The organism is Microbacterium sp. KSW4-4, from assembly GCF_023091185.1.
GTDB lineage: Bacteria > Actinomycetota > Actinomycetes > Actinomycetales > Microbacteriaceae > Microbacterium > Microbacterium paraoxydans.
This window is the reverse complement of sequence record NZ_JAHWXJ010000002.1, coordinates 701254-727695: the sequence shown is the minus strand read 5'-3', so window position 1 is coordinate 727695 and position 26442 is coordinate 701254. Positions and strand designations below refer to the sequence as shown.

Annotated in this window: 25 protein-coding genes; 10 read left to right on the top strand and 15 right to left on the bottom strand. The window is 71.3% G+C overall.

What is annotated here, in order from left to right; genetic code table 11:
* Positions 1–8 precede the first annotated feature (8 nt).
* The 3 genes from KZC57_RS13035 to nadE all read right to left on the bottom strand — a co-directional run bounded on the left by KZC57_RS13035 (position 9) and on the right by nadE (position 5196).
* Positions 9–812: a GNAT family N-acetyltransferase gene (locus KZC57_RS13035; protein ID WP_234024214.1), complete on the bottom strand. Its 804-nt coding sequence runs from the start codon at positions 810–812 to the stop codon at positions 9–11.
* Positions 809–4291, bottom strand: a complete 3483-nt coding sequence (locus KZC57_RS13030) for a bifunctional RecB family nuclease/DEAD/DEAH box helicase (RefSeq protein ID WP_105949288.1) — start codon at positions 4289–4291, stop codon at positions 809–811. The genes KZC57_RS13035 and KZC57_RS13030 overlap by 4 nt, the downstream gene beginning before the upstream one ends.
* An 86-nt stretch (positions 4292–4377) precedes the next feature.
* The gene (gene nadE, locus KZC57_RS13025) at positions 4378–5196 is read right to left on the bottom strand and encodes an ammonia-dependent NAD(+) synthetase (protein WP_025104479.1); all 819 of its coding nucleotides are present in this window, start codon (positions 5194–5196) and stop codon (positions 4378–4380) included.
* 108 nt (positions 5197–5304) lie between these two features.
* Here nadE and KZC57_RS13020 point away from each other — a divergent pair, with 108 nt between their 5' ends.
* A complete protein-coding gene (locus KZC57_RS13020) occupies positions 5305–5862 on the top strand; it encodes a nucleoside phosphorylase (RefSeq protein ID WP_247641935.1) in 558 nt (185 codons plus the stop codon).
* 2 nt (positions 5863–5864) lie between these two features.
* Here KZC57_RS13020 and KZC57_RS13015 read toward each other — a convergent pair whose 3' ends face one another.
* From KZC57_RS13015 to KZC57_RS13000, 4 genes are all read right to left on the bottom strand, one after another.
* Positions 5865–8858, bottom strand: coding sequence for an AAA family ATPase (locus KZC57_RS13015; RefSeq protein WP_247641934.1), 2994 nt, complete (start codon positions 8856–8858; stop codon positions 5865–5867).
* The gene (locus KZC57_RS13010; RefSeq protein WP_247641933.1) at positions 8858–10027 is read right to left on the bottom strand and encodes an exonuclease SbcCD subunit D; all 1170 of its coding nucleotides are present in this window, start codon (positions 10025–10027) and stop codon (positions 8858–8860) included. The genes KZC57_RS13015 and KZC57_RS13010 overlap by 1 nt, the downstream gene beginning before the upstream one ends.
* Before the next feature lie 254 nt (positions 10028–10281).
* Positions 10282–10764 (bottom strand): DIP1984 family protein, encoded by a 483-nt coding sequence (locus tag KZC57_RS13005; protein ID WP_247641932.1) that lies wholly within the window; start codon positions 10762–10764, stop codon positions 10282–10284.
* A gap of 52 nt (positions 10765–10816) precedes the next feature.
* A complete protein-coding gene (locus KZC57_RS13000) occupies positions 10817–11125 on the bottom strand; it encodes a GNAT family N-acetyltransferase (RefSeq protein ID WP_025104484.1) in 309 nt (102 codons plus the stop codon).
* A 330-nt stretch (positions 11126–11455) separates the two neighbouring features.
* On the opposite strand from KZC57_RS13000, the gene KZC57_RS12995 reads away from it, so the two are divergent.
* From KZC57_RS12995 to KZC57_RS12985, 3 genes are read left to right on the top strand one after another with little or no spacing between them, the layout of a single operon-like run.
* On the top strand, positions 11456–12169 hold the full coding sequence (locus KZC57_RS12995; RefSeq protein WP_247641931.1) for a winged helix-turn-helix domain-containing protein: 714 nt from the start codon (positions 11456–11458) through the stop codon (positions 12167–12169).
* A 55-nt stretch (positions 12170–12224) separates the two neighbouring features.
* Positions 12225–13184, top strand: coding sequence for a DNA-3-methyladenine glycosylase (locus KZC57_RS12990; RefSeq protein WP_247641930.1), 960 nt, complete (start codon positions 12225–12227; stop codon positions 13182–13184).
* Between the two features lie 38 nt (positions 13185–13222).
* Positions 13223–13420: a hypothetical protein gene (locus KZC57_RS12985; RefSeq protein ID WP_025104487.1), complete on the top strand. Its 198-nt coding sequence runs from the start codon at positions 13223–13225 to the stop codon at positions 13418–13420.
* 6 nt (positions 13421–13426) lie between these two features.
* Here KZC57_RS12985 and KZC57_RS12980 read toward each other — a convergent pair whose 3' ends face one another.
* The 4 genes from KZC57_RS12980 to KZC57_RS12965 are packed head-to-tail and all read right to left on the bottom strand — an operon-like array spanning position 13427 to position 17245.
* Complete coding sequence (locus KZC57_RS12980) at positions 13427–14182, bottom strand: ABC transporter ATP-binding protein (protein ID WP_025104488.1); 756 nt, start codon at positions 14180–14182, stop codon at positions 13427–13429.
* Positions 14179–15207, bottom strand: a complete 1029-nt coding sequence (locus KZC57_RS12975; RefSeq protein WP_217584107.1) for an iron chelate uptake ABC transporter family permease subunit — start codon at positions 15205–15207, stop codon at positions 14179–14181. Before KZC57_RS12975 ends, KZC57_RS12980 begins: the two co-directional genes overlap by 4 nt.
* 7 nt (positions 15208–15214) lie before the next feature.
* Positions 15215–16201, bottom strand: a complete 987-nt coding sequence (locus KZC57_RS12970; protein WP_060921397.1) for an ABC transporter permease — start codon at positions 16199–16201, stop codon at positions 15215–15217.
* A gap of 48 nt (positions 16202–16249) precedes the next feature.
* The gene (locus KZC57_RS12965; protein WP_105949282.1) at positions 16250–17245 is read right to left on the bottom strand and encodes a siderophore ABC transporter substrate-binding protein; all 996 of its coding nucleotides are present in this window, start codon (positions 17243–17245) and stop codon (positions 16250–16252) included.
* A 100-nt stretch (positions 17246–17345) separates the two neighbouring features.
* Here KZC57_RS12965 and KZC57_RS12960 point away from each other — a divergent pair, with 100 nt between their 5' ends.
* From KZC57_RS12960 to KZC57_RS12935, 6 genes are all read left to right on the top strand, one after another.
* A complete protein-coding gene (locus tag KZC57_RS12960) occupies positions 17346–18113 on the top strand; it encodes a siderophore-interacting protein (RefSeq protein ID WP_105949281.1) in 768 nt (255 codons plus the stop codon).
* 31 nt (positions 18114–18144) lie between these two features.
* Positions 18145–18546: a VOC family protein gene (locus tag KZC57_RS12955; RefSeq protein ID WP_025104493.1), complete on the top strand. Its 402-nt coding sequence runs from the start codon at positions 18145–18147 to the stop codon at positions 18544–18546.
* A 274-nt stretch (positions 18547–18820) separates the two neighbouring features.
* Positions 18821–19990, top strand: coding sequence for an RtcB family protein (locus tag KZC57_RS12950; protein WP_247641929.1), 1170 nt, complete (start codon positions 18821–18823; stop codon positions 19988–19990).
* Between the two features lie 145 nt (positions 19991–20135).
* A complete protein-coding gene (locus KZC57_RS12945) occupies positions 20136–20444 on the top strand; it encodes a hypothetical protein (RefSeq protein WP_105949279.1) in 309 nt (102 codons plus the stop codon).
* Between the two features lie 10 nt (positions 20445–20454).
* A complete protein-coding gene (locus tag KZC57_RS12940) occupies positions 20455–21213 on the top strand; it encodes an SDR family oxidoreductase (protein ID WP_105949278.1) in 759 nt (252 codons plus the stop codon).
* A 44-nt stretch (positions 21214–21257) separates the two neighbouring features.
* Positions 21258–21668, top strand: coding sequence for a VOC family protein (locus KZC57_RS12935; RefSeq protein ID WP_247641928.1), 411 nt, complete (start codon positions 21258–21260; stop codon positions 21666–21668).
* A 23-nt stretch (positions 21669–21691) separates the two neighbouring features.
* On the opposite strand, the gene KZC57_RS12930 is transcribed toward KZC57_RS12935, so the two are convergent.
* From KZC57_RS12930 to KZC57_RS12915, 4 genes are read right to left on the bottom strand one after another with little or no spacing between them, the layout of a single operon-like run.
* Positions 21692–23206, bottom strand: a complete 1515-nt coding sequence (locus KZC57_RS12930; protein ID WP_144880649.1) for a helix-turn-helix domain-containing protein — start codon at positions 23204–23206, stop codon at positions 21692–21694.
* Positions 23203–24231: a DUF917 family protein gene (locus KZC57_RS12925; protein WP_060921389.1), complete on the bottom strand. Its 1029-nt coding sequence runs from the start codon at positions 24229–24231 to the stop codon at positions 23203–23205. The genes KZC57_RS12930 and KZC57_RS12925 overlap by 4 nt, the downstream gene beginning before the upstream one ends.
* Before the next feature lie 10 nt (positions 24232–24241).
* Positions 24242–25345, bottom strand: a complete 1104-nt coding sequence (locus KZC57_RS12920; RefSeq protein ID WP_060921388.1) for a DUF917 domain-containing protein — start codon at positions 25343–25345, stop codon at positions 24242–24244.
* Positions 25342–26442 carry a DUF917 domain-containing protein gene (locus tag KZC57_RS12915; protein WP_105949273.1) on the bottom strand — a complete coding sequence of 367 codons (1101 nt, stop codon included), beginning with the start codon at positions 26440–26442 and terminating at the stop codon, positions 25342–25344. Before KZC57_RS12915 ends, KZC57_RS12920 begins: the two co-directional genes overlap by 4 nt.

Below are 26442 nucleotides of genomic sequence, written 5' to 3'. Positions count from 1 at the left end.
CTCTCGACTCAGAGGGTCAGGCGATAGCCGCGCTCCTCGCCGTAACGCGTGAAGCCGGCCCTCGCGAGGATCGGCGCCGAGGTCGAGACGCGGCCCTTGACGAGCGCCGTTGCGGCCCCGCGCGCGGCGCTCTCTCGCAGGCGCTCCGCGAGGACCGCCCGATACACGCCGCGCCCGCGGTCGGTTTCGAGTGTCGCGGCTCCCCACAGGCGGGTGAACCCGTCGACGATCGTGCAGCCGCCGGTGCTCACCGCGCGGCCGTCGATGCGGCCGAGCACCCGGAAGCCCTCCCCCGTAGATAGGCCAGCGGTGAGTTCGGCGAACTCGGCGTCCAGACCGTCCTCGTCCAGCGGCTGCTGCTCCCAGACGGGGACGTTGATCGCGTCGACCTCGCGGAGCTGGTCCCTCGTGCGCACGACCTCGGCGGTGACCCCGGGCGGCACGTCGACCGCGGCTCCGATGGTCGGACGCGCGAACACCGTGACAGTGTCGACGTGCACCGCACCGCGGCGCTGGAGCTCGTCCTCGAGGTCCGGGTCGTCCGCGGGGTTGGTCCAGAATGTGAAGACGTTCTCGCCCCAGGCTCTGGTGCGTTCCAGTGCCCCGTCCAGCACCTCAGCGGCGGGCCGCGTCGACGTCACCTGGGAGCCGCGGACGCCGCCCCCGAACCGCTCCGGGTAGCGCACGAGCAGCAGGTCGTCGCGGACGTCCTCGCTGCCGCGAGGGAACCACGCCCATGCGGCGGCGGCGCGCAGGATCTCATCGACCGTCGGCGTCTCGACGGAAGCGGACAAGGGGACGTACGACATCATGATCCCTCCTCTTCGGCCGCACCCACCAGGCGGGCGAAGGCGCTGAGCCTCGCGACCCCTTCGGGCGTATACGGCAGGTCGTCGAGCAGCGCCGGCGAGTGGATGAGGTAGGCCACGACCTGCGCGCGGGAGATCGCCACGTTGAGCCGGTTCTGCAGCAGCAGGAACTCCGGGCCGCGCGGGGCATCCCGACCGCTCGACGCGGCGAGCGTCGTGATGGAGACGACCGCCTCCTTGCCCTGGAAGTTGTCGACGGTGCCCACCGGGACTCCGCCGAATCCCGCCGCCGCGAGCGCATCGTGCACGAGCTGCCGCTGCGCGTTGTACGGCGCCACCACGATGATGTCCTCCGGCGTCAGCGGGCGGACGGTGCCCTCGGCGTCGTTGTCGTGGAAGGTGCGGCCGACGAGATCGCCGACGATACGCACCACCTCTGCGGCTTCCTCCGGCGACTGAGTCGCGTTGCCGCGGTGCCGCAGGGGCACCACGTGCAGCCCCGGGTCGATGCCCTCCACTGCGCGTCGCTCCGTTCCGGGAGCGGAGGCGAGCTTCCCGGCATAGGCGAGCTTCGACACCGGAGCAGCGACATACGGGTGCATCCGCCAGGAACGGGCGAGGAAGTAGCCGTACTCCGGACGAACGACGGGATCGCCGTCCATCACCCAGCCGAGCGCAGAGGTGTCCACCGGCTCCGGGTGGGCGCCCTGGCTGACCTGGGGCAGCTGCTGAGGGTCGCCGAGGAGCAGGAGCCGCTGCGCACCGGCGGCCACCGCGATGGTCGAGGCGAGCGAGAACTGTCCGGCCTCGTCGATCACGAGCAGGTCGAGCTCTCCCCTGGCGACCCGCTGCGTGTTGCTGAAGTCCCACGCGGTGCCGCCCACGACGGCACCCTCGTTCTCATGCTCGGCGAGGAAGGCGGCCATCCCGGTCTTCGGGATCACCGTGTAGCCGGGATCGGCATCGGCATCCTTGGGGCACTTCGCCACCCGAGCCGGGGCGACGCCGTCGGCGACCACGCGCTCCAGGAGCGTCTCGATGATCGCGTGGGACTGCGCGACGACGCCGATGCGGAAGCCGTGCTCGTTGACGAGCCGGGCGATCACCTGGGAGCCCGTGTAGGTCTTCCCCGTGCCCGGAGGCCCCTGCACCGCAAGGTAGCTGTGGTCGAGGTCGAGGACTCCGCGGACGATCGCGTCGATCGGATCGTCGCCTGCGGCCGGAAGCGCGTTCCCCGACACCGTGCGCGGAGGCAGGCGGCGGAGGATGTCGGTGGCCGCGTCCTCAGGGAAGTCCGGGGCGGCCGCGTGCACCGCGTCCGCCCACTCGTCGATCGCCTGCTGCAGCGACACCACGCGAGGCGGCGCCGCAGGGGTCAGCGCGACGGGGAGGTCGTCCCAGGTCTGTCCCTGCACGGCGGACTCGATCACGAGGTACCCGTCGTCCAGCACCTCGACGACCGTGACCCCGTGCGGTACGTGCACGGCCCGCGACGGGACGTCGGTGTCGAACGGGGCCGGGACGTCGTAGAGCGCGAACGGCTGCGCGCCGGGGCCGAGCGTCGTGCCCGGGGACACCTCCCCGCGGATCTCCAGCTCCCGCGACAGCACTCGGCGCCCTTCGCCGATGCTCCAGTCGCGGCGCACCCGCGATCGGGTGGCATCGACCTTCACCACATCGCGCGTGCCGTCCCACATGGTGACCGGCTCCCGCAGCCGCTGGAAGTGCGCGACCCAGAAGCTCTTCGCCTCGCGGGGGAAGTAGTCGATGGCGGCCGCCGCGATCCGGTGCACGAGCCCGTCGTCACCGGCCTCCACCGCACGCTCTGCGTCGCCGAGCAGAGCGAGCGAGCGCGGAGACGGCTCGTAGATGACCTCGTCCGCATCGTCCGGCGGGGCCGGCGTGACGCCCTCCGCGCGGGCGATGTCGATGAGCCAGTTGCGCAGCCGGCGGGTCGAGACGCAGTCGTAGCGGTTGTAGTCGGCGAGGTCGGCGAACACGGCATCGGCCTCGGACTGCGCCCCCGCCGCCGCGAGCTCCCGCGCGGCGACGTACTGCACGATGGAGTCGTCGCCCTTCTGGACGTCGCTCGTGCGCACGTCCTCCCCCATGTAGAGGGGCTCGAGCTTCTTGATGGAGTAGGACCGCGAACCGACCCGCACGGTGCGCAGCACCAGCGGGTACAGGTCGACGAACACGCCTTCGCGGAGGAGGCGGTCCACCTCGCCCTCGCGCACACCGTGGCGGGCGGCCATCGCGACGAGATGCGAGGTCTCGTAGGGGGCGTAGTGGTAGATGTGCATGCCGGGGTGGGCGGCTCGACGCACCTTCACGAAGTCAAGGAAGGTCTCCAGCGCCCGCCGTTCCTCCGCGAACGAGTGCGCCCAGAGCGCGGTGTACTGGTCGGCGTTGTCGACCCAGCCGAACAGGTAGTCGATGCCCCACTCCGCCTCGCCGTCGGGGGCGGGCTCGGTGTACAGCGGATCGCCCTCGAAGTCGAAGAAGATGTCGCCGTGGCTGGGCACCGGGAGGGTGTGGATCGCCGCGGCGTAGTGCACGTCGTACGTCGCCGCGCCCTCGGCATCCGCCCGCAGCTGCACGCGGGCCTGGGCACGGAGGTTCTCGAACGTGTCGACGTTCATGCCCTCGGGGGCCTGCGTCGCCGCAGCCAGGTCGTCGATCGTGAGGATCCCGGCGGCGCGGAGACGGGCCCGCTGTACCGGACGCATGCGGGCGACCATGAGGAGGTCCCGGTGGGCCAGCACCTGCTCCTCGCACGTGGCGCAGCGCCCGCAGGCGACCACGCGCAGGTCGCCGCGGTCGTCACCCCACGCGAGGGGCGCCCCGGCGACGCCCTCGGCCACGGCGCGGTCCGCGATGAGAGCGCGCAGCCGCGACCGACGCACCCGGAACAGCGGAAGGAGGTCGTCGACCGCGTGCGTGCTGACGCTGTTGTCGCCGTGGATGAGGTCGACCTCGTCGGCTCGAGGGATGCCGAGCCGGTCGAGCTGGTCGACATATGCCGCGAGCTGCATGAGGGCGGTCACCCTGGCCTTGCGCGCGAGCTTCGAGTCCTGCACACGCCAGCGCCCGTCCTCATCGCGGCGGAGGAAGTCGGCGAACCCGACGAACTCGTCGGTGGCGAAGGCCGCCTGGAAGACGACCAGCGCGTCGGACCGCAGAGCGCTCAGCGTCTCGTCGACGGCGGCCGCGAGGGCCTCAGGATCGCTCGAGGAGACCTTGGCGATCCGATGCACCCGTTCGTCGCCGAGCTCCCGGATGTAGCGGTCGAGCACGTTCTGCTCGTGCACGTCTCCCAGCTGGGCGGCGCGGAGGAGCGTCGCATCCTCCGGCTCCTCGACGGCGGGGACCCGCCCCAGCTTCGCGTCGATCGCGCGGGACCACGCGAACTCGCACTCGGCGGCCGCCTTGAGGTCGCTCGCGCTCCAGATGACCCGCCGCGCCTCTGTGTCGATCCGCACGATTCTCCCGTTCTGTCGGCTGCTTCGACACTATCCGCGGCGTCCGACACGGCGAAAAGCGGGCGGTCCCGCGTGCGCGGCTCCGGTCAGCGCCACCAGGTGTCGTCGGGGGTCACCGGGAGGTGACGCTTGTGCTGGGTCGCAAGGTACCGCGCCTCAATGCGGCCGGCGACCTCGGGGTCGACCTCCCGGCCCTCGAGGAAATCGTCGATCTGCTCGTACGTCAGCCCCAGCTCGTCCTCGTCCGTCCGCCCCGGCTGGTCGTCGAGGAGGTCGGCGGTGGGGACCTTGAAGGCCAGGCGCTCCGGAGCGTCCAGGAACTGGAGCAGGGCCCGCCCCTGTCGCTTCGTGAGACCGGCCAGCGGGAGGACGTCAGCGGCCCCGTCGCCGAACTTCGTGTAGAACCCCGTGACGGCCTCGGCGGCGTGGTCGGTGCCGATGACGATCAGTCCCTCGTGCCCGGCGAGCGCATACTGGGTGACCATGCGGAGGCGGGCCTTGATGTTGCCGCGGTTGAAGTCGGAGATGTCGCTGGAGACGGCGGACTCGATGTCCTTCTCGACGCCCTCGACACCGTTCTGGATGTTGACCTCGATCGACGAGTCCGGCGCGATGAAGTCCAGGGCCGCCTGCGCATCGTCGGCGTCGTGCTGGACGCGGTAGGGCAGGCGCACCGCGAGGAAGGTCGCCTCCCCGCCCTCCGCACGTACGCGCTCCACCGCGAGCTGGGCGAGGCGCCCCGCGAGCGTCGAGTCCTGTCCGCCGGAGATGCCGAGGACGAAGCCCTTCGCGCCGGTCGTGCGCAGGTAGTCCGCGAGGAAGCCGACGCGACGCTCCACCTCCGCTTCGGGATCGATGTCGGGCCGGGCGCCCAGGTCTTCCGCGATCTGCTTCTGCAACGACACGTTGTCCTCCGCTCATCGGTTCGGCTCCAGTATCCCCCCTCCATGTTTCGTGCGGGTCACGCCACCGCGCGGACGAGGTATCCAGCGGCGACCTGACAGACTGAGACGGTGAAGCTCCTCGTCGCCGCCCTCGAGTCCGAACTGTCCGCCTTCCCCGAGGAGCTCGCCGGCTTCGACCGGCTGGTCACCGGCCCCGGAAAGCTGCCGGCGACGTACGCCCTGACCCGCGCCCTCGACGCGAAGACCTACGACGAGGTCGTCGTCGTCGGCACCGCGGGCTCCATCGAGAAGGGGCGTGCGTACGCGGTGCACGAGATCGCGACGGCGGTGCAGCACGACGTGATCGACCTGGACGGCGTCGTCGGACGGCACGTCTCGCTTCCGCCGCAGGTGACCACAGGCCGCGAGGGCGTCGTGATCGCCACGGGTGACCACTTCGTGAACGACGCCGAGGTCACCGCCGTGATCCGGCCGATGGGTGCGGCGCTGGTGGACATGGAGACCTACGCCTACATCTGGGTGGCGGGGCAGTTCGGCGTGCCGATCCGCGCGTTCCGCGCCGTCTCCGATCAGGCGGAGGACGGCGCTCTGGCCGACTTCCGCGAGGCCATCGCCCGGTGCAGCATCGAGCTGCGTGAGGTGATCCGCGCCGAGTACGAGGTCTGACCTCAGCGCGTCTCGATGACGCTTGGTCCGTTCGGCAGCGCACGGACCGTGAGCTGCGCGGGGATCTGCTCCTGCATGGCCTCGACGTGGCTGATGACACCGACCGTGCGCCCACCCTGCCGCAGCTCGTCGAGCGTGCGCATCGCGACGTCGAGCGTGTCGCCGTCGAGGGAACCGAACCCCTCGTCGATGAAGAGCGTGTCCAGGCGGATGCCTCCGGCGCGAGCCGTCACGACCTCGGCCAGCCCGAGGGCGAGCGCGAGGGAGGTGAGGAAGGTCTCGCCGCCCGAGAGCGACTGTGGCGGACGGGTCTGCCCGGTGAAGGCGTCGGCGACCACGATGCCCAGCCCGGACGCCGCACCGCGCGCAGCCAGCGCATCGGAGTGCTGCAGCCGGTAGCGTCCTTCCGACATGTCGTGGAGCCGGCGGTTCGCGGCGTCGACGATCTCCTCGAGCTCCGCCGCCAGCACGAAGGTCTCCAACGTCATCTTGCGGGTGTTCGCCCCTCGTCCGGCGATCGTGTCGGCGAGGGCCTGGAGCACCTCGAACGCCGCTGCATCCTCCGCCGTGCGGGCGTACTCGTCCTTCGCGGCGTCGATGAGGCCGGCCAGCCGCACCGCGTCGCCCGCCGCCCTGGTGGCTCCGTCGACGGCGGCGGACCATGCCGACCTGGCCTCGCGTGCAACCTGCTCGACCGGTGCGAGGTCGATGGGCTCCTCGGGCAGCGTCCGCAGCTCGAGGTCGAACAGGAGGGCGCGCTCCTTCTCCCGCTGCACCGCGTGCATCCTCACCCGCTCGTCCAGCTCCATCTGCACCGCCGGCGGACGCAGCGCCGCGGTGGCGGCCTCGACGTCGGAGAATTCGGAGGCGTCGAGGGCGGCATCCCTCTCGGCAGCCGCCTCCGTCGCCGCCTGCTGCCTCCGCGTCCGTTCGGCTTCGGCGTCGAGGAGGCGGCGTGCGACGGCGAGGTGGGCGGTGGCCTCCGTCATGCGCTCAGCCACCGACGCGTAGCTCCCTCGCGCCTCGTCGATCGCGGTACGGGCGGCCTCGTCGCGCTGGACGACCAGGGCGAGCTGCTCGCGGGCTTCGGCGAGGGCCGCCTCGTCCTGGACGCGCCGCTCCTCGAGCGCGCTCTGCTGGGCACCGAGCTCGACGAGCTCGCCGTCGCGCAGCCGCGCGGTGTCGGCCGCGGCGCGGGCCTCCTTCTCGGCAGCCACGGCGGCATCGAGCTCGGCCTTCGCCGTCTCGACGTCTCGTCCGTCCGCACGCGCCAGAGCCGCAGCGAGCTCGACCTGCAGCGACGTGCAGGTCGCCGCCGCCTGCTGCTCGCGGCTCGCCGCCTCGTCCCTCCGAGTCTCCGCAGCCGCGATGTCCTCCACGGAGACCGCGGCGCTGTGGTCTGCCGGCGCCGGATGCTCCCGCGCCCCGCACACCGGGCAAGGGTGATCCTCGATGAGAGCGGACGCCAGCTCCCCGGCCATGCCGTCGATCCGGCGCTGGCGCAGATCGGCCAGAGCCGACTGCGCGGCGGCCTGCGCGGACGTCGCCTCGGCGAGGACCCGGTCGGCCGCGGCGCACTCCTGCTGCAGACGTGCCGCCTCTTCCGCCGCCTCCCGGCGGAGCTCGGCCGCGACGCGCGCGCTCTCCATGGCGGGGAGCCGGTCGCCGAGCCGACGGGCGTCGTCCCGCTCGGCGGTGACGGCGGCGATCCTCCCGGGCAGCGCCCCGCGCTCCGCCTCACCGTCGGCGCACCGGCGCTCGGCGGTGGCGACGGACTCCGCTGCGGAGACGCGCTCGGCGGCGCGGCGCGGTGCCTCGGCCTCCAGCGCGACGGCGCGCTCCCAGACCCCGGACGCCCGTGTCCGGTCGGCGATCCACGCATCGAGGTCGTCGGTCTCCACACCGAGCTGACCCCAGTCCGCGCGTGCGCGCTTCTCCGCAGCCACCGCGTCATCAGCCGCCGTCACGGCACGGTCCGCCGCGGTGATCAAGGACCGCAGCACCTCGGCCGCCCGCGCCCTGGCGAGTTCCGCCTTCGCCTCGGCGATGGCTCCCTCCTCGGCGTCCAGACGCGCCATCGCCGCACGGGCACGGTCGCGCTCGCTCTGGGCACGCTGATCCTCCCGCGCGGCGGCCAGAACAGCATCGGCGGCCTCGAACCGCTTCTCCGCCTCCTGACGCTCGGCAGCGCGCCGTTCGGCCCGGTACGCGGCGCGAGCCTGCGCCCGTTCCAGCTCCGCCAGGCGATCGGCCGTCGTGACGGCCTCCCCCTGCACCTCCGGTCCGACCTCGCCGTCGGCGTCGCCGGCGTCGCGCCCGAGGTCGGCATCCGCCACGAGGCGCTCGGCCTCGTCCAGCCGGGCGGACACCGTGGCGAGACGCGCCCCGAGGCGCTGCTCGGCGTGGCGCCGCCGCTCGTCGAACCGCGCCTGCACGTCTTCGAAACGCTCAGTGCCGAAGAGCCGGCGCAGCAGCGCCTGCCGGTCCCTGCTGCCCGCGAGCAGGAACTCCGAGAACCGGTTCTGGGCCAGCAGGATCACCTGCAGGAACTGCTCGCGGCTGAGCTGAAGGATGTCGTCGAGCTCGTGCGCCACGTCGACGGCCCGCGCCGCGCGACCGACCCAGCCGTCGTCCGTGAGCTCCTCCAGGGAGACCGCCGCCGCCTGCTTCGTCAGGCCGCCTCCCCGCCGGGCCGGCCGGAGGTACTCCGGCGAACGCGTGACCCGGTAGCGGCCAGACGGCGTGCTGAACTCGACGACCACCTCGGAGAGGTCGTCCGGTTCACTGTGGTCGCTGCGAAGCCTCTTCTCCCCGCCGTCGTACCGCGGCACCCCGCCGTACAGCCCAAAGCAGACCGCATCGAGGATGCTCGACTTCCCCGCTCCGGTACGGCCGGCGATGAGGAAGATCCCGTCGTCAGCGAAGGCGTCGAAATCGACGGTCTGCCGCGCCCGGAAGGGCCCGAACCCCTCGACCTCCAGTCGATGCAGCCGCACTAGACGAGGGCTTCCGCGCGGACCCGGTCGTCGAGCACCTCACGGATCAGCTCGCGTTCGACCTCGGTGACTCCGTGGCCGGCCCGGACATGCTCGAGGAACGCCTCGATCCGGTCGGCATCGGTCACCGCTGAGCGCAGCCGCTCACCGTACGAGCGCTCCTGCACGCCCGTGACCACCGCGGGCTGATGGAGCACCATGGCACAGTGCGGGTACGCCTCGCGGAGCCGTCGCATGGGCTCGGTCTGCGGCACGGCGTCGGTGTAGACGGCGCACACCCAGGCGTCGGCGTGCGCGGCCACGCTCTCTGCGGAGAGGATCTCCTCGAAGGTGCCGGTCAGCGTGACCAGTCGCCGCGGAACCGGCAGCTCCAGCCACTCGACGCCCGCAAGGCCGTCGGCATCCAGGTCGACGAGCCAGGAGCCGCGCGGCTTGTGCTGTTCGCCGAAGCTGTAGTGCAACGGAGCGCCGGCGTATCGCACCCGCTCGCTGACCTGCTGACGACCGTGGATATGACCCAGTGCGACGTAGTCGGGTCCGTCGAACGCACGGAGGGGGACGACGTCGAGGCCGCCCTGTCGCACCTCGCGCTCCAGGCCCTCCGTCGGCTCCACGCCCGCGGCGAAGCAGTGGGCGATCGCGACCGAACGACCCGCGTGCTTCTGCATGCCCGCGCGGACGAGGGTCATCGCGTGCGTCATGGTCTGCGCCTGCGTGCGCAGCTGCCGTCCCTCGGCGTCGCCCTCCGGCCAGTGCTGGCGGACGATCGCAGGCTCCAGATACGGGATCCCGAAGAAGTGCACGGGACCGTGGGCGTCGTCGATCGTGACGGGGGTGCCGACCGCGAGGGGATCGGTGAGCACGTGGATGCCGTCGCGCAGGAGCCGAGCCTGGAATCCCAGGCGGGCGGCGGAATCGTGATTCCCGCTGGTGACGACCACGCGTGCGCACGTCTCGTGCAGAGCGACGAGGGCATCGCCCAGCAGCGTGTAGGCAGCGGCCGAGGGCGTGGCGGAGTCGAACACGTCGCCCGCGACGATCACGACGTCGACCTCGTGCTCCCTGACCTGCGTGGTCAGGGCGGCGAGCACCTCGGCGAGCGCATCCATGGTGGAGTTGCCATGGAACGTCCGGCCGATGTGCCAGTCCGAGGTGTGCAGGATCCGCATACCCCCACGGTACGAAGACCCTCGGACATTCCCTCCGAGGCGTGCCGGGAGCGCCGTCTCCCGAGGCACGAGGAGGAAGCGGAAGGTCCCCTGACCCACCCTCGTCGCGGCGACCGGCACGCGGTGATGCGAGATGCGCTGTGCACCTTCACCTGTGCGGCGTGCGGGGCTGCGCGATGCGAGATCAGGGCTGCCCTCCGCCCACAGGGGCCGGCTTGCCCCGCCGGCTGAGGGTTGTGCCCGCTCCGTCGCGACTACCGACTTCCGCTCTCCTCCTCGAGGTCGTGCGACCAGTTCGCCTGCTGGATCCGGTTGTCGAGCTCGCGGAGCTCCTGGGCGACCGCATCCGCCCGCGCACGCAGCGCGGCGACGGGCAGCGCCGACACCTGCCGCAGCTCGGAGCGCATCTGGCGCAGGTACTGCTCGTTCGCGCCCGAAGCCGCGGCCGCCGCGTCCGTGAGCACGGCGTGGCGCAGGCGCAGCACGTCCCGCGCGGCCAGCGCATCGGTCATCGTCCCGTCCGGGCCGAGGTCGAGCCGGGCGTTCGTCGCGTTGACGCGGCGGATGAGGCTCTGCAGCCGGGTCAAAGCGACCTCCGCCTCCTCGATCAACGCCGTCGCGTCCTCGGCGGGCTCCTCGCCCTCCTGGTACCGGGCGTTCGCGACGATGCGCGCCCGCAGCTGCTCGATGCGGCGCTGCAGGTCGGCGCGGGCGGCGAGGGCTTCGGCGAGTCTCATGCCCTCATCCTCGCAGGCGGCGGCCGTAACAGTTCGTCATACAGGCGGAAGGTCAGCGCGTGCGGAGAAGACCCGACTGCTCGGGGTGCGCGGCGAACCACTCCGCCACGTACCAGCAGACGGCGTCCACCTTGCGGTCGCCTCGCTCCGCGATGTCGGCCACGGCCCCCTCGACCACCTTCCCGGCGTACCCGTTCCCGCGGAATGCCGGGACCGTGTAGGCCCGGGTGAGGGCGACCGTGTGGCCGTCGTCCCGGTAGTCGAGCACGCTGACGAGCTTCCCGTCGCGCGTGAGGGTGTACCGCGATGCGTCCTTCTCGTCGGTCAGGATGAAGCCGCCGACGGTGTGCGAGATCGTCATCCGTGTCACGTTACGCCTCTTGCGACGCGCCCGGGCGTTTTGACATGTCCCGTCACGATCGGACATAATCCCCCCATGACCATCAACGCACGCCCTTTGTCCGCCCAGGAGGCGAACGGGACTGCCGGGATGATGATGCCCGGTCGCGTTGACATGTGTTGCCGAATGTGTCGCTGAACGAACAGCCACCCCGCCTGACCTGACTCCTCGCCATCTGCGAGGGCAGTGTCCCGAGCACACACCCGTGCTCGCTTCCCCGGCTCCGCCGGTCATTCGTGCAACGCATCCGAGCCCTCTCCCGTCGGGCTCACGTCCTGAGGACCCATCATCATGTCGAACTCCGCCCTTCTCGAGCGTCCCGCCGTCACCGCCCCGAACCGCACCGTCCGACCCGCCGAGTCGTCGGCTCCCCTGGCCCCGGCCGGCGCCGACCTCCCCGCCGTCCGCTCGCCCCGCGGCTTCGCCCTCTACGTCGGCCTGGACGAGATCAAGGCCGCCGAAGCCGGTGTGAGCCTTCCGCTGCTCGTCGACGCGCTCCGCCGCACGCTGGCCGAGCTCGCGCCCGGCGCCGAGACCCACGCCACCGTCGCCCTCGCACCGCACGGCTCCGGCGGCCGAGACCTCGACGTCGTGCGTCTCGCCCTGCAGGAGCCCGGCGCGATCGCCCGCACCAAGGCCGCCGCCGAGGAGGAGACCGCGCCCGAGGAGTCCGGCGTCACCGTCGACATCTCCCGCAAGCGCGTGCTCATCGACGGCGAGTCCGCCGCCTTCACCTACAAGGAGTTCGAGCTGCTGCAGTACCTCGTCCTCCGCGAGGGCCGCACGATCGAGCGCAGCGAGCTCGTCGCCGCCCTCTGGCAGGCCCAGGACGACGAGACCCCGGGCGAGCGCACGATCGACGTGCACGTGCGCCGGCTGCGGGCGAAGCTCGGCCGCTACGAGGACATCGTCCGTACCGTGCGCGGCATCGGCTACCGCTTCGACCGTCACGCCGACGTCGTCATCCGCTACGGCCACGGAACCCCGTCGCCGGACCGCTTCTGACCCGCCCCTGCTCAGCCCGGAGGCCGGTGTCAGGAGCCGCGCGTAGGGTGGGCGCATGACCCTCGCCGCCGCCCCCGCGACGGCGGGCGCCGTCCACGCGGATGCCCCGCGGGAGACGACGTACCGCCCGCCGCACCCGCTCGATCTCCGGCGCACCGTCGGTATGCTGCGCCGCGGCGGCACCGATCCGACGACGGTCTTCGACGGCCCCGTCATCTGGCGCGCGGTCCGCACGCCGCAGGGTCCGTCGACGTTGGCCCTGCGGATGTCGGGGAACGAGGTCAAGGCGACCGCCTGGGGTCCGGGCGCGGAGCACGCTCTCGCCCTCGTGCCGGCGTTGTGCGGCGCCGGCGACGACCCGACCGGCTTCGATCCCTCCCTGCACCCCCTCATCGCCGAGGCGGCCCGGCGACACCGCGGCATCCGGCTCGCACGGACGGACGAGGTCTTCGATGCCCTCGCCTGCGGCATCCTCGAGCAGAAGGTCACCTCCATGCAGGCCTTCGGCGCGTGGAGGTACCTCGTGTCGCGTTACGGCGACCCGGCACCGGGGCCGACGCCGCGACCGATGGCCGTCGCCCCCACGGCGGCGCAGTGGCGACGCATCCCCTCGTGGGCGTGGCACCGCGCCGGAGTGGAGCCGCCCCAGTCGAAGACCATCGTGCGGGCGGCGGAGCGCGGCGACCGCATCGCCGCTGCCGTCCGAGCGGCCACGACCGGCGCTGACCGTGACCGCGTGCTCACGAGCCTGCCCGGAGTCGGGGTCTGGACCGCCGCGGAGACCCGGATCCGCGCGCTGGGCGACCCCGATGCCGTCAGTGTCGGCGACTACCATCTGGCGCACGAGGTCGGGCATGCCCTGACCGGGCACCGCACGGACGATGCCGGCATGATCGAACTGCTCGCTCCCTGGGCCGGCCACCGGCAGCGCGTCATCCGGCTCATCTTCGCGAGCGGCGTCGCCGAGGCACGGCGCGGGCCCCGGCTCGCCCCGGAGGACCACCGCCGACGCTGATCGGTCTGTGATCGCAGCGACCGACGTATGCTGAGCGCATGTCCCGTACCGCCCTGCGCATCTTCGTCACGGTCGGCCTGCTGATCGCCGGTGTCGTCCTCGGCCTCATCTTCCAGAACGTCTGGCTGGGCGTGCTGCTCGCCGCGATCGTGTGGTTCGGCTGGTTCCTCGGCTACGAGTCCCGCCGCGGTCACAACGCGGGCGTGAACGACGAGGACCACGGCGTCGAGCTCTGACGTCCGTCAGTAGTAGACGGCGAGGGGGCCCGAGGGCCCGTCCACGACCTGTACCGGGGTGTCGAACACGCGGCTCAGCACGTCGTCCGTCATGATCTCCGCCGGCGGGCCGAACTCCACCACCCGGCCGTCCTTCATGGCGCAGATGTGGTCGGCGTAGTGCCCGGCGAAGTTGATGTCGTGCAGCACGATGACGATCGTGCGCCCGAGCTCCTCCGCCGCCCGCCGCAGGTGCTTCATCATCTGCACGGCGTGCCGCATGTCGAGGTTGTTGAGGGGCTCGTCCAGCAGCACGAACTCCGTGTCCTGCGCGAGGACCATGGCCACGTAGGCCCGCTGCCGCTGTCCTCCGGAGAGCTCGTCGAGGTAGCGCCCCTCGAGCGTCCCCAGATCGAGGAAGTCGATGGCCTGGCTGATGACCTCCTCGTCGGCCCTCGTCAACCGCCCCTGGGAGTGCGGGAAGCGGCCGAAGCCCACGAGCTGGCGCACGGTGAGCCTGGTCACGAAGTGGTTCTCCTGACGGAGGATCGAGACCACCTTGGCCAGATCCTTCGACTTCGTGGAGGCGACGTCGAGCCCGGCGATCTCGATGGCTCCGGCGTCCATCCCGTTCAGCCGGCCGATCATGGTCAGGAGCGTCGACTTGCCCGCACCGTTCGGCCCGATGAGGGCGGTGATGCCGCCGGTCGGGATACGGAGGTCGACGGGGCCGATCGCCACCTCGCTGCTGTAGTCACGGCGGACGCCGTCGAGTGCGATCACAGTCTGCCCTTTCGGAGGATGACGATGAGGAACACGGTGCCACCCACGATCTCGATGAGGATCGACACCATGCCCTGCGCGTAGAAGACGTTCTTCATGACGAAGTACGCCCCCGCCAGGATCGAGAACGCGGTGAGGACGGCGACCGGGAAGATCAGCCGATGGTCGTGCGTGTCGGCGAACTGGTAGGCGAGCGTCGCCACGAGGAAGCCCAGGAAGGTCATCGGTCCGACCAGGGCGGTGGAGGTGGCCATCAGCACCGCGACGAGCGTCAGGACGAGGAACTGCTCCCTGCGGTGGTCGAGCCCCAGCGATCGCGCGGCATCGGGACCGAGCGCGAGCACGTTCAACCGCCGGGACCGCAGCCACAGCAGGGCGGACGCCGCGATCACGAGCGGGACCGCGAGCGGGAGGTACGAGGGGTCGGCGTTGGAGACGTTGCCGAACAGCCGGGCGGCGAGCACATCGAACTCGCTGGGGGTGAGCAGCCGCTGCATGAAGGTGGCGATCGCCCCGAGGCCTCCCCCGATCACGATGCCCACGAGCAGCATGATCTGGAGGTTGCCGTATCGCCCGGACAGCAGCCACCCGTAGAGGACGACGGCGAGCCCGACCATGATGAGCACCTGGAGGGCGAACTGGCCGACGCCCTGGATCGCCACCAGCCCCGCGACCCCGAAGAGGTACACGGTCGTGGTCTGGACGACGCGGTACAACGACTCGAAGCCCATGATCGAGGGAGTGATGATCCGGTTGTTCGTGACCGTCTGGAAGCTCACCGTGGCGACGGCCTGGGCGACGGCGACGAGCGCCATCACGACCACGGCGGTCGCGCGGTGCTGCGCGATGCGCCAGAAGCCGGGGGTGCCGACGGGGAGCGGGTTGTCCCAGGCGAGGAGACCGAAGGCGGAACCGAGGGCGATCACGCCGAGCACCACCAGCACGACGATGTAGCGGCGGCGCGCCCGTGGGGTCGTGAACGCCCCGGCCGACCGCGTCGTCCGGGGGGCCTCGGTCGCCGTCATCGTCGCTTCAGCCACGACGACGCTGCCGAAGGAGGAGGAGCACGAACACGACCGCGCCGACGACACCGAGGATCAGCGACACCGGCACCTCGAACGGCATGATGATCGTCCTCCCGATGATGTCGCAGACCGTGACGATGGCGATGCCGAGCAGGCACACCCACGGCAGGTTGCTGCGCAGGTCGTCACCGCGGACCATCGAGACGATATTGGGGACGATGAGCCCCAGGAAGGGGAGGTTGCCGACGACGACGGTCACCACGCCGGTCGTCACCGCGATCAGCGCGGTGCCGAGCAGGATCATCCGGTTGTAGTTCACCCCGACGTTGGTGGCGATCTCCTCCCCCAGCCCGGCGATGGTCAGCCGGTCGGCCACGAGGAAGACGATGACGCCGATGATCGCGACGATCCACAGCATCTCATACTGGCCGCGCATGACCGACGTGAAACTGCCCGCGAACCAGACGCCGATGATCTGCAGCGAGTTCGTGACGAGGGCGAAGTAGGTCGTGATCGCGCCGACCACCGCACCCAGCATGATGCCGACGATGGGCACGATCAGCGACGACTTCAACGCGACCCGGCGGAGGAACGCGAAGAACACCATCGTGCCGACGAACGCGGCGAGCACGGCCCCGGCCATGCGCAGCGGAAGGGAGGGCTGCGGTACGAGCACCATCACGATGAGGAGCCCGAGCCCTGCCCATTCCGTCGTCCCGGTGGTGGTCGGCTCGACGAAGCGGTTCTGCGTGAGGAGCTGCATCACGAGGCCGGCCATCGCCATGGCCGCGCCGGCGAGCACGAGCGCGATGGTCCGGGGGACGCGGGTGATCTGGAACATCTGCGCGCCGTCGTCCGCGCCGGCGATGTCGTACACACCCGTGAAGAGCGAGATCGCCAGAAGCACCGCCACGACGAGGATGCCGACGAGCAGCTTCGGATCGAACAGCCGTGCGGACGATCGCGGTGTCGATGTGAGGAGAGGAGAGGTCATGGGGGATGCCGGCGGCGGCGCCCCGGCCGGGACGCCGCCGCACAGCCCTTACTTGTCGGCGCTCTTCTCGAGCGCGTCGGCGAGGTCGTTGAGGAACGTCGTGTACGTCTGGATGCTCTCGTTGAGGTAGGTGTCCGTGGGCATGTAGACGATCTGGTCGTCCTTCACGGCGGTCACGCCGGCGAGCGCCTCGGAGCTCTCGATGATCTCCGCTGCCTGCACGTAGTCCGGCGTCTCCGCGGCGAACACGGCATCGCGGTCGAGCACGAGGATCCAGTCGGGGTTCGAGGCGGCGATCGCCTCGACCGAGATCTCGTCGCCCTGGTGGTCGTCGGTCGCGTCGTCGACCTGCAGTGCCGGCGTGAGGCCGAGCATGTCGTAGATCGGTCCCAGCGAGCGTCCGACGGTCGGAGCGAGGTAGCCGATCTGTCCGCCCGAGGTGTTCACCGCCATGACGGTGTCGGCGTCGTCGTAGGCCGCCTTCGCGCGGTCCACAGCAGCGTCGAACTCCTCGACGAGCTTCTGGGCCTCGTCCTGCTTGCCGAAGATCTCGCCCAGGGCGGTGGTCTGCCGCTTGAGCTCCTCGTCGAACGGCTCGCCGTCCCGCGGCTCCAGGTCGATGATCGTGGCGTCAGGGACGAGCTCCGCGATGGCCTCGTTGTGCTGCGTGAACCGCTGCCCGCTGATGATGAGGTCGGGGTCGGCCGCCACGATGGCCTCGAGATCGGGTTCCGTGTGCAGGCCGATGTCGACGACGTCCTCGTCCTTCACGTAGGAGACGGTCTCCGGCATGAGCGAGACCGCACCGGCGGAGAGCTCGATGCCCCAGTCGGAGAGGGTCTGGAAGGTCCGGTTGTCCAGAGCGACGACCGAGGCCGGCGGCGTGGTGATCTCGTGCGTGCCGGTGTTGTCCTCGATGGTCACGGTCCCCGATCCCGCCGTCGTCTCTTCGGGTTCGGCTTCGCCGCCGGACGCGCAGCCGGAGAGGGCGAGCAGGCCGACGAGAGCGACGCTCGTGGCGGTGAGGGTTCTGGGCACGGACATGGAGAGACTCCTGTTCTGCGGGGATGTGCGCGCCCTCGTGGGGCGCCGGTCCGACGGGCGGGCGAGCCGACCACGTCGGTTTTTAGGTTAGCCTTACTTTATGAGCGATACGAAATCCGGTTTCTCGATCGAGCGTCGCGGCCTCGAGCTGCGCTTCCGCAACGTCACGCTGAGCGCCCGCGAATGGCTCGCTCCGGATTTCGTGCGCGTCCGCCTGTCCGGGCCCGACCTCGTCGGCTTCGACTCCCCTGGCTCCGACGACCACATGCGGCTCTTCTTCCCGAGCGGCCCGGTGGACTCGGTGGAGGAGCTGCGGGCCTCCCCGAGCCGCGAGTACACGCCCCTCGCCTGGGGTGACGACTGGCTCGACGTGGAGTTCGCCGTGCACGGCGATCAGGGCGTGGCCGCCCCGTGGGCCGCGAACGCCCCGCTCGGGTCGACCATCGGCGTCGGCGGGCCACGCGGCGCCGCCGTCCTCACCGGCGAGCCGGGATCCTGGCTCCTCGTCGGCGACGAGACCGCCATCCCCGCGATCCGCCGCTTCGCCGCCCTCATCCCCGAGGGCGCCCCCGCACGCATCGTCATCGAGACGGTGTCGGCAGGTCGCGAGGTCGAGATCGACGCTCCGGTGCCGGTCGAGTGGCTGCACCGCGGCGAGGCGCCGGCCGGCTCCGCGCTGATCGCCTTCCTCGACGCGCTGACCGCGGAAGATGTCGTGGGAGACGACCCGTTCGTCTTCATCGCCGCCGAGCAGTCCATCGTGAAGCCCGGCCGTGCCCTGCTCGCACGCTGGGGCGTGGACAGCGCGAACGCCGTCGTGAAGGGCTACTGGAAGCGCGGCGAAGCCGAATACCACGCTCCGCACTGACAGGCGACCGCTGCGCTGACAGACTGGGCGCATGGCTCTCCTCGATCACCTGGGCATCACCGTCGCCGACCTCGAGCGCGGACGCGCGCAGTTCCATCCCGTGCTCACCGCGCTCGGCTACGAGCTCGGTGGGGAGGACGATCACTCGATCTCCTGGCACACCGGCGACGAGACCGAGATCATCCTCTACACGTGGGACGACGACTCCACCCCTCACCGCCACGGCCGCGTCGGCTGGCAGCACATGGCCTTCGCGGTGCCGTCGCGCGCCGAGGTCGACCGACTCCACGACCTCGCTCTCGACGCCGGCTGGACCGCGGTGCGCGAGCCGAAGGAGTATCCGCGGTACAGCGAGCGGTACTACGCCTCCTTCGTCGAGGATGCCGACGGCATCCGGCTCGAGTTCATGTACAACCCGCCGAAGGACGCTTGACGCCCGGGCGTGTCGCCGCCTAGGGTGGCAAGGCTGTGCCGACCGGCGCCGCACACCAGCCGAGGAGACGACGGATGACCGCCCCGCGGAATCTTCCCCAGAACGTGGCATTGCCGCTTCAGCCGAAGTGCAATGACCGCGACGAGTCGTACCCTCCGGCGCGCGCCGTGTGACAGCATCCGCTCTCGCAACGCCCCGCACCGTCAGGTCCGGGGCGTTTTCCGTCGGAAGACTCCCTGACCTGTGGCCGGACACCACCACAAGGAAAGGAATCATGGAGAGGCTCTCCGCGCGGCTGCTGTCGTGGGCGTCCCTGATCGATGAGAAGACCCTCGATCAGGCCCGCACCACCTCACGCATGCCGTTCATCCACCCGCACCTGGCGCTGATGCCGGATGCGCACCTCGGCAAGGGCGCGACCGTCGGGTCTGTCATCCCGACGCTCGGCGCGATCATCCCCGCGGCCGTCGGCGTCGACATCGGCTGCGGCATGATCGCCGTCCGCACGCCGTTCACGAAGGACGACCTCGACGGGCGCGACCTCGCCGGGCTCCGGGAGCAGATCGAGCGCGCGATCCCGCTGTCCGCCGGGCGCTACAACAACAAGGTCGTGGCGACGGCCGCACCGCGCATCGCCGAGCTGGAGGAGCGAGCACGTGCGGCCGAGTTCGACCCCGAGGGCTACGCGAAGAACTGGCGGCTCCAGCTCGGCACGCTCGGCTCGGGGAACCATTTCATCGAGGTGTCGGTGGACGAGCTCGACCGGGTCTGGCTGTTCCTGCATTCCGGGTCCCGTGGCGTGGGCAACAGGATCGCCGGGCACCACATCGCGGTCGCGCAGCGGCTGGCGAAGCAATGGTGGATCGACCTGCCCGACCCCGATCTGGCCTACCTCGTCGAGGGCACGCCGGAGTTCACGCGCTACATCCGCGAGCTCCGGTGGGCACAGCACTTCGCGCTGCTGAACCGCGAGGAGATGATGGACCGCGTCATCCGGCAGCTCTCCGAGTTCCTCGGCGCCCCGGTCGAGGAGGAGGAGCGGATCAACTGCCATCACAACTTCACGGAGTCGGAGATGCACTTCGGAAAGCGCGTCTGGGTGTCCCGCAAGGGCGCGATCCAGGCGGACGCGGGTCGGCCCGGACTCATCCCCGGGTCGATGGGCACGGCATCGTACGTGGTGGAGGGACTCGGCGATCCCCTGTCGCTGAACTCCTCGCCGCACGGAGCCGGGCGGGAGTACTCGCGGTCCGCGGCGCGGAAGACGTTCACGCACGCGCAGCTGCGGGAGGCGATGGCCGGAATCGAGTTCCGGGACACCGACGCCTTCATCGATGAGATCCCCCAGGCCTACAAGCCCATCGATCGTGTGATGGAGGATGCGGCGAGCCTGGTGCGGATCCGGCACACGCTGCGCCAGCTCGTCAACGTGAAGGGCGACTGACCGAGGGCCGGGTGAGGAGGGATCCTCTCCCGGCCCTTCCTCCCCGATCCCCGCGATTCCCGGTGTCTCCACAGAGCGCGAGTCGCCGGGCGTGGCGTCCGCCAGGATGCTGGCAGGCTGAAGGATCCGGTGCCACGATGAGGGGATGGAAACCATGGACGGTGCACAGGTCTGGACCATGATCGGCGCGTTCACGGCGCTGATGATGGGCATGCTGACGGTCTTCTCGACGCTGTTCATCCGCGTCCTGCGCAGCGAGATCGGCGGCCTGCGCAACGAGATGACCGGTCAGCTCGGCGGCCTGCGCAACGAGATGACCGCGCGCTTCGACGCGGTCAACACCCGGTTCGACGCGGTCGGCACGCGCATCGACGGCGTCAACGCCCGCATCGACGGTCTCGACCGTGATGTGCAGGCGCTCGTGAAGCGCACTTTCGGGCTGGATCGGGAGTGAGGATCGACGCATGAGGATCGTCGTCGCAGGAGGGACCGGCGTCGTCGGCACGCCCACCGTGGAGGCCGTCCGGAGCGCCGGTCATGAGGCCGTCGTGCTCAGTCGTTCGCACGGCGTCGACCTGGTCAGCGGGCGCGGGCTGGAGGCGGCGCTGACCGGAGCCGATACCGTGATCGATGTCGTGAGCGTCGAGACCCTGAAGGCGAGCACGGCGATCGAGTTCTTCACGGCCGCCACCGGGAACCTCCTCACCGCCGCCGCGGACGCCGGGGTGGGACACGTCGTCCTGCTCTCCATCGTCGGCATCGACCGGATCCCCTACGACTACTACGCGGGCAAAGTGGCCCAGGAGAAGCTGGTCTCCGCGTCCGCCGTCCCCTCGACGATCCTCCGCGCCACCCAGTTCCACGAGTTCGCCGCGCAGATGTTCGCGCGCGCGAAGGCGGGGCCGCTGCATCTCGCCCCGCGTGCGCGCACGCAGCCGGTGGCGGCCCGCGAGGTCGCGGAACAGCTCGTCACGCTCGCGACCGGGGACGCGCGGGGTCGCGTGCCTGATCTCGCCGGCCCGCGCGAAGAGCAGCTCGCCGACATGGTGCGGGCGTACGCGCGACGCATCGGGTACCGCGGCTGGATCCCGGCGCTGAACGTACCCGGTCCGCAGATGGCGGGGATGCGGGCGGGGAAGGCGCTGCCGGGACCGGATGCCGTGCGCGGGACGCAGACGTTCGCAGAATGGCTTGCCGAGGCGGTGCCGGCGCGCGCAGACTGAGGAGGGGCGGGGGTCTTCCAGCAGTCGAGCGACCAGGAGCACGCATGGCGAACCTCAATCCCTACCTGTCCTTCCGCACCGAGGCCCGCGAGGCCATGGAGTTCTACCGGCGAGTCCTCGGCGGGGATCTCGACATCACGGTCTTCGGCGACTTCCCCGACATGGTGCAGGATCCGAGCCAGAAGGATCTCGTGATGCATGCGCAGCTCACGACCCCCGACGGGCTGGTGCTCATGGCCTCCGACACCCCGGCGGGCATGACCTACGAGAAGCCGCAGGGCGTCTCCGTGTCGCTGAGCGGCAACACCCAGGAGGCCACCCGACAGGTGTGGGACCGGCTCTCCGAGGGCGCCACGATCACGATGCCGCTCGATGTGCCGCCGTGGGGCGGGACGTTCGGCATGCTCGTCGACCGCTTCGGGATCGCTTGGATGCTGCACGGCGACCCGGAGTGATCACCGGGCCGTGAGCGCCGGACTTAGCGCGGCAGCACCGCGCGGCACGCGAGATGCAGTGCCAGCCGCGCCTCGGGGTCGCTCATGTCGATCCCGAGGAGTTCCTGGACCCGTCGGATCCGCACGGCGACCGTGTTGCGGTGCAGCCCGAGTGCGGCCGCGGTGGCCGCGATGCCGGACTCGTGGTCGAGGTACGCCGACAGAGTCCTGAGCAGCTCGCCGCTCCCCTCGGCCAGAGGGGCGAGCAGCGACTGCGCGGCCGGGACGAAGGTGTCGTTGCCGGTCCAGGCGAGCAGGAGTTGCTCGAGCCCGAGGCTGTCGACGCGGACGAACCATCCGGTCGCCGACCGGGCCGCAGCGATCCGTGCGGCGTCGCCTGCTTCGTCCAGCGTCGCCGCCAGTCCTTCCGGCCCGGTCTGCGCCGAGCCCACCCCGGTCGCCACCGCGAAGTCGCGCAGTGCCGCGAGGTGAAGGTCGCGCAGTGCCGTCACGGCCCGCTCGATGCGGTCGGGCCCCGGGGCCTCGGCGAACGAGAGCCAGCCGCTGAGGCCCCGACCCGCCGTCGTCGCGTGCGCCTCAGCGTCGATCGCGCTGAGCCCGGGCCTGATCGCACGGAGGAGTGCGAGCGGCTCCACCCGGCTGCGCGCCACCATGCGGAAGCCGAGGTGATGCCCGCCGGTGCGCCACCCCCGCTCCGCCATGCGCCGTTCCACGTCGGCGTCGGCGGCTCCACGGAGCTCGACGAAGTCCCGCAGCAGCCCCGACGACGCGGCGACGTCGTTGACGGCCGCGATCTCGTCGATGAGGATGCGGGCGGCCACCGCGGGCATGGCGACCTCCGCGGCGACCAGGAGCGACCGCAGCTGCGCCTCTCCGAAGCCGTGGCCGAACAGGACGAGACGCAGACCGGACCGGCCGGGGCTGTCCACCCGCACCGAGGCGGCCGCGCCCTCCCCCGCCCTGGCACTGTCGCTCCACGCATCGAAGCGGATCGCCGCATGCAGCGCGGCATCCAGGTGTCCGCCGGCCTCACGGAGCACTCCCGCGGCGTCGACGAGGGCGACGCCGAGACCGAGGTTCGCCGCGAGGTGTCCGAGCAGGTCGCCGAGGTCGTCGGCGGCGTACTCGAAGGACTGCGCGACCTTGCGCACCCGCGTGAGCGTGAGGGCGTCCCTGGCCTCGATGAGCATCCAGCAGGCGCGGGCGAGCTGGACCGGCCTCTCGACGTCGAGGAGAGCGAGACCGATCCGGTCCGCGAGGCGGAGCGCCCCGGGGTCGACGCCGGCGGCGCCGGGGAGCGCGAGTCCGGTGAACCCGCGGTCGCGGACCCGGCGCAGCATCGCGTCCTGCTGCCAGGTGGCGATCGGCGCCCCGGCGGTGAGGATCGCGAGCCGGCCGGTGCCCTCGTCGGGCAGGTCGGACTCGCCGGCTTCCACCACCACCGCATCCCACGCCACATCCCGAGGGCCTGCGACGTGGCGGAGAGCACCGTTCTCCTCCTGGGCCAGCAGTGCCGGCAGCGCCAGCGCCCCGCTCACGCCGCGTCCAGATCGACGAGGCCGTAGGCGGAAGGCACCACCCGCGCCCGACGCTCGGGGCGGGCGTTCCACCACTCGGGGGCGGGAAGGACCAGGGCCGCCACGGTGCGCCCCGGTGCGAGTTCGGTGACCTCGAGGATCTCGCGCGACACGGCGTCCAGGAGGACGATGATCTCGGGCGCCGCGGCCACCAGCAGGCCGTCGGTGAGCACCGCGAGGGTCTCGGAACGGGTGACGATCCGGTGCACCGCTCCGCCGAGTCCGGCGATCTCGACCGCGTTCACGTGCGGATCGGTGCCGGAGGACGCACCGGCCACGATGCGACCCTCGGCGAGCAGCGTCCCGCCGAGCACGTCGGCGAGGACCGGCAGCGGTGCCGCCCGGTGCGCCAGGAAGCTGCGGCCGAGGGCGAGCGCGCGGGCGAGGTGGTCGGCGATGGCGTGCTCGCGCAGGTCGCCGACGGTGAACCCGGCGAGCACGGCGCAGCCGACGCCTCCGGCCTGGACGATGGCCGAACGCACCACGCGCTCCGCATCGATCGCCCTCGTCGCCTCCACGAGCGCCACCCCGTCAGCCCCGGTCTCGCACGCGAAGACCAGTCCCGGCACGCGGTCGACGAACAGCGACATCTGATCGAGCCCCGGCACCGCACGCCCCGTGCAGTCGGCGTCCACCACGGTGTGCGATCCGGCCAGGGTGAGCGGCGCGAGGCCGTTCATCCCTCCGCCCTCGAGCGAGCACACCGCCGGGACGGGATGCCCGAGCCATCTCTCCACCGCCCGCAGCAGCGGGGCGAAGGGCGCGGCACCGGGCATCCGCTCGCCGAGCAGCATCGTCGACCCGACGAAGGCCACGCCGAGACAGGGCGTGGCGGGGTCCAGCGCGTCCACCGGCGCGATGTCGAGGGGCCAGGGCGCGGTGGTGCCGAGGATGAGTTCGAGCATCGTCGTGGACCCGCCGCCGCCGGAGCCGAGCAGGGCGTACCCGCGGGCGAGCGCCTCCAGGTCGTCCCGCTCCAGCCTCATGGGATCCAGCCTAGGACGCGGCCATCCCCTCGACGGGAGCGAACTCCTCGGTCAGGCCGAAGGCGGAGGGCCCGAAGGCGGCCAGCGCCTCGGGGGTGCGCATCATCGCCGGCGTCGAGATGCCGAGCACCCGGACGCGCTGACCGTAGCGGAGTCCCTCCGTGGTGATGGGTTCGGCGGTCTCGTGATCGACGACGCAGATGAGATCGGGAACGATCGCGACGAGCCGTCCACCCCGCCGCGCGGTGAGGTTCTCGTTCTGGAACGCGATCTCGAACGTGTCGCCCTCCGCGGCGCCGAGCGGAGCGATGACCGCCCGCCCCTTCGCGAAACCCTCGGTGGTCCGTCGTTCGACATCCACCACCTTCCCGACGCAGAGCTCGCGCACATGCGGGTAGAGCGTGGTCGCGAGCGTCGCGGCGATCGCCTCGAACGGCGAGCGGTGCTCCTCCCTGGCGAGGCGGATCGCCCGGCCCAGGGCGAGGGCCATCGAGATGGTGCGCGGCACCGCCGTGCGCCGCACGTCGGCCCCGCTCATGGCGTACTCGGCGATGTGACCGACGCCACCCAGCCGGATCGTTATACCGCGGGCGAGCCACTCCATCTGACGATCGTCGTCCCCGGTGTCGATGACGACGCGCTCCCCGCGCTCTCCGGCGAGGGCGAGCGGCGAGCCGTGCACGCCGTAGACCGCGAAGGTCTCCATCGACAGCTCGGGGAAGGCCCGGCCCATGCCGTCCGCGTCGACGACCGGAAGACCGGTCTCCGCGGCGACGATGAGCGGGATCATCGAGTTGATCCCCCCGCACTCGATCGGCATGGTGGCATCGGCCCGGCGTCCCAGGTGATCCTCCAGGGTGCGCAGCGCGAGCGTGGGCTCGGTGCCGGCGGGGATCTTCTCGACCATCACGGTCGGCGCCCCCATCTGCGCGGTCGGGATGACGAAGAGGTCGTCGGCGAGGTCGTCCGGATCGAGGATCGTGATCGCTCCGGCGCCGAGCACCCGCTCGACCAGCATCTTGCCGATGTAGGGGTCGCCCCCGCCGCCGGTGCCGAGCAGCGTCGCGCCGCGAGCGAGGTCGGGCAGGTCCGCCGCGGTCAGCTCCCAGCTCATGCGGCGGCCCCTGCCGCGGCGTCTCCGGCGGAGACCGTGCCGTCGAACCGGTGCGCCGGGATGTCGTAGCCGAAGTACCCGGGGCCGACCATCGCGAGAGCCGCGTCCGAGTGCCAACGCTCGTCAGCGGGAGCGGCGATCACGCGGACGCGCTGGCCGTAGCGCAGCCCCTCGGTCGTGACGGGCTCCCCCGACTCGCCGTCGAGGACCATGATGAGGTCGGGGGTGGTCGCCAGCACCTGCCTGTCCGCCTCCGCGACGAGGTGCTCGTTCTGGAACTGCAACGTGAGCGAGGTGCCCCCGTCTCCGTCGATCCGTGCCCGGCCACGGGCGAAGCCGGTCGTCGTGGCCCGGTTCACGTCGGCGACCTTGCCACCGAACAGCTCGCGACCGCCGAGGAGCTCCACGACAGCGGCGACCGGGTCGGTCTTCGCCTCACGGGCCTCCGCGATCCGCTGACCGATGTCGATGCACCGGGACAGCGACCCGGCCACCAGCGACTGGCGTGCGGCGGCACCCGACATCGAGAAGCCGGAGATCATGACGGAGCAGCCCATCTCGACGCACGCGACGCGCGCGATGCGCTCGGTCCAGGAGTTGTCGGCGGTCTGCAGCACGCCCGTGTTCCCCTTCTCGTCGCTGAAGGCGAGCGGCGAGGCCGTCACGCCGTACAGCGTCGGGAGCACCATCTGCAGTTCGGGGAATGCGCGTCCCATGCCGTCCGCGTCGACGAGGGGCAGCCCGAGCGCTGCGGCGGCGGCGATCGGGATCGTCGAGTTCACGCCGCCGACCTCGGCGCAGGCGATGTGCGTGACCGGGCGGCCGAGATGGATGCCGAGCGCCTTGACCGGCTCGATGACCTCCGCGAGGCTCGGCAGCTTCTCCACCATGACGGTGGGCGCGCCCATCATCGCGACGAACAGCACGAGGGCGTCGTCCGGCACCTCGTCGAGCGCCACGACCGTGACGTCTCCCGAGGCGAGGGCCTGGCGGGCGAGGAGGGCGCCGATGTACGGGTCGCCGCCCCCGCCGGTGCCGAGCACGGCCGCACCGCGGGCGAGACCGTCGATGTCGGCGGCGGTGATCGTCGTGCTCAT

Coding starts and splice junctions, on each gene's coding strand:
- KZC57_RS13035 (WP_234024214.1), bottom strand. CDS start 812: ATGATGTCGTACGTCCCCTTGTCCGCTTCCGTCGAGACGCCGACGGTC.
- KZC57_RS12955 (WP_025104493.1), top strand. CDS start 18,145: ATGGCTCTCCTCGATCACCTGGGCATCACCGTCGCCGACCTCGAGCGC.
- KZC57_RS12985 (WP_025104487.1), top strand. CDS start 13,223: ATGTCCCGTACCGCCCTGCGCATCTTCGTCACGGTCGGCCTGCTGATC.
- KZC57_RS12990 (WP_247641930.1), top strand. CDS start 12,225: ATGACCCTCGCCGCCGCCCCCGCGACGGCGGGCGCCGTCCACGCGGAT.
- KZC57_RS12970 (WP_060921397.1), bottom strand. CDS start 16,201: ATGACCTCTCCTCTCCTCACATCGACACCGCGATCGTCCGCACGGCTG.
- KZC57_RS13005 (WP_247641932.1), bottom strand. CDS start 10,764: ATGAGACTCGCCGAAGCCCTCGCCGCCCGCGCCGACCTGCAGCGCCGC.
- KZC57_RS12975 (WP_217584107.1), bottom strand. CDS start 15,207: ATGACGGCGACCGAGGCCCCCCGGACGACGCGGTCGGCCGGGGCGTTC.
- KZC57_RS12995 (WP_247641931.1), top strand. CDS start 11,456: ATGTCGAACTCCGCCCTTCTCGAGCGTCCCGCCGTCACCGCCCCGAAC.
- KZC57_RS12960 (WP_105949281.1), top strand. CDS start 17,346: ATGAGCGATACGAAATCCGGTTTCTCGATCGAGCGTCGCGGCCTCGAG.
- KZC57_RS12950 (WP_247641929.1), top strand. CDS start 18,821: ATGGAGAGGCTCTCCGCGCGGCTGCTGTCGTGGGCGTCCCTGATCGAT.
- KZC57_RS12945 (WP_105949279.1), top strand. CDS start 20,136: ATGGAAACCATGGACGGTGCACAGGTCTGGACCATGATCGGCGCGTTC.
- KZC57_RS13010 (WP_247641933.1), bottom strand. CDS start 10,027: ATGCGGATCCTGCACACCTCGGACTGGCACATCGGCCGGACGTTCCAT.
- KZC57_RS12915 (WP_105949273.1), bottom strand. CDS start 26,442: ATGAGCACGACGATCACCGCCGCCGACATCGACGGTCTCGCCCGCGGT.
- KZC57_RS12940 (WP_105949278.1), top strand. CDS start 20,455: ATGAGGATCGTCGTCGCAGGAGGGACCGGCGTCGTCGGCACGCCCACC.
- KZC57_RS12965 (WP_105949282.1), bottom strand. CDS start 17,245: ATGTCCGTGCCCAGAACCCTCACCGCCACGAGCGTCGCTCTCGTCGGC.
- KZC57_RS12920 (WP_060921388.1), bottom strand. CDS start 25,345: ATGAGCTGGGAGCTGACCGCGGCGGACCTGCCCGACCTCGCTCGCGGC.
- KZC57_RS12925 (WP_060921389.1), bottom strand. CDS start 24,231: ATGAGGCTGGAGCGGGACGACCTGGAGGCGCTCGCCCGCGGGTACGCC.
- KZC57_RS13000 (WP_025104484.1), bottom strand. CDS start 11,125: ATGACGATCTCGCACACCGTCGGCGGCTTCATCCTGACCGACGAGAAG.
- KZC57_RS12935 (WP_247641928.1), top strand. CDS start 21,258: ATGGCGAACCTCAATCCCTACCTGTCCTTCCGCACCGAGGCCCGCGAG.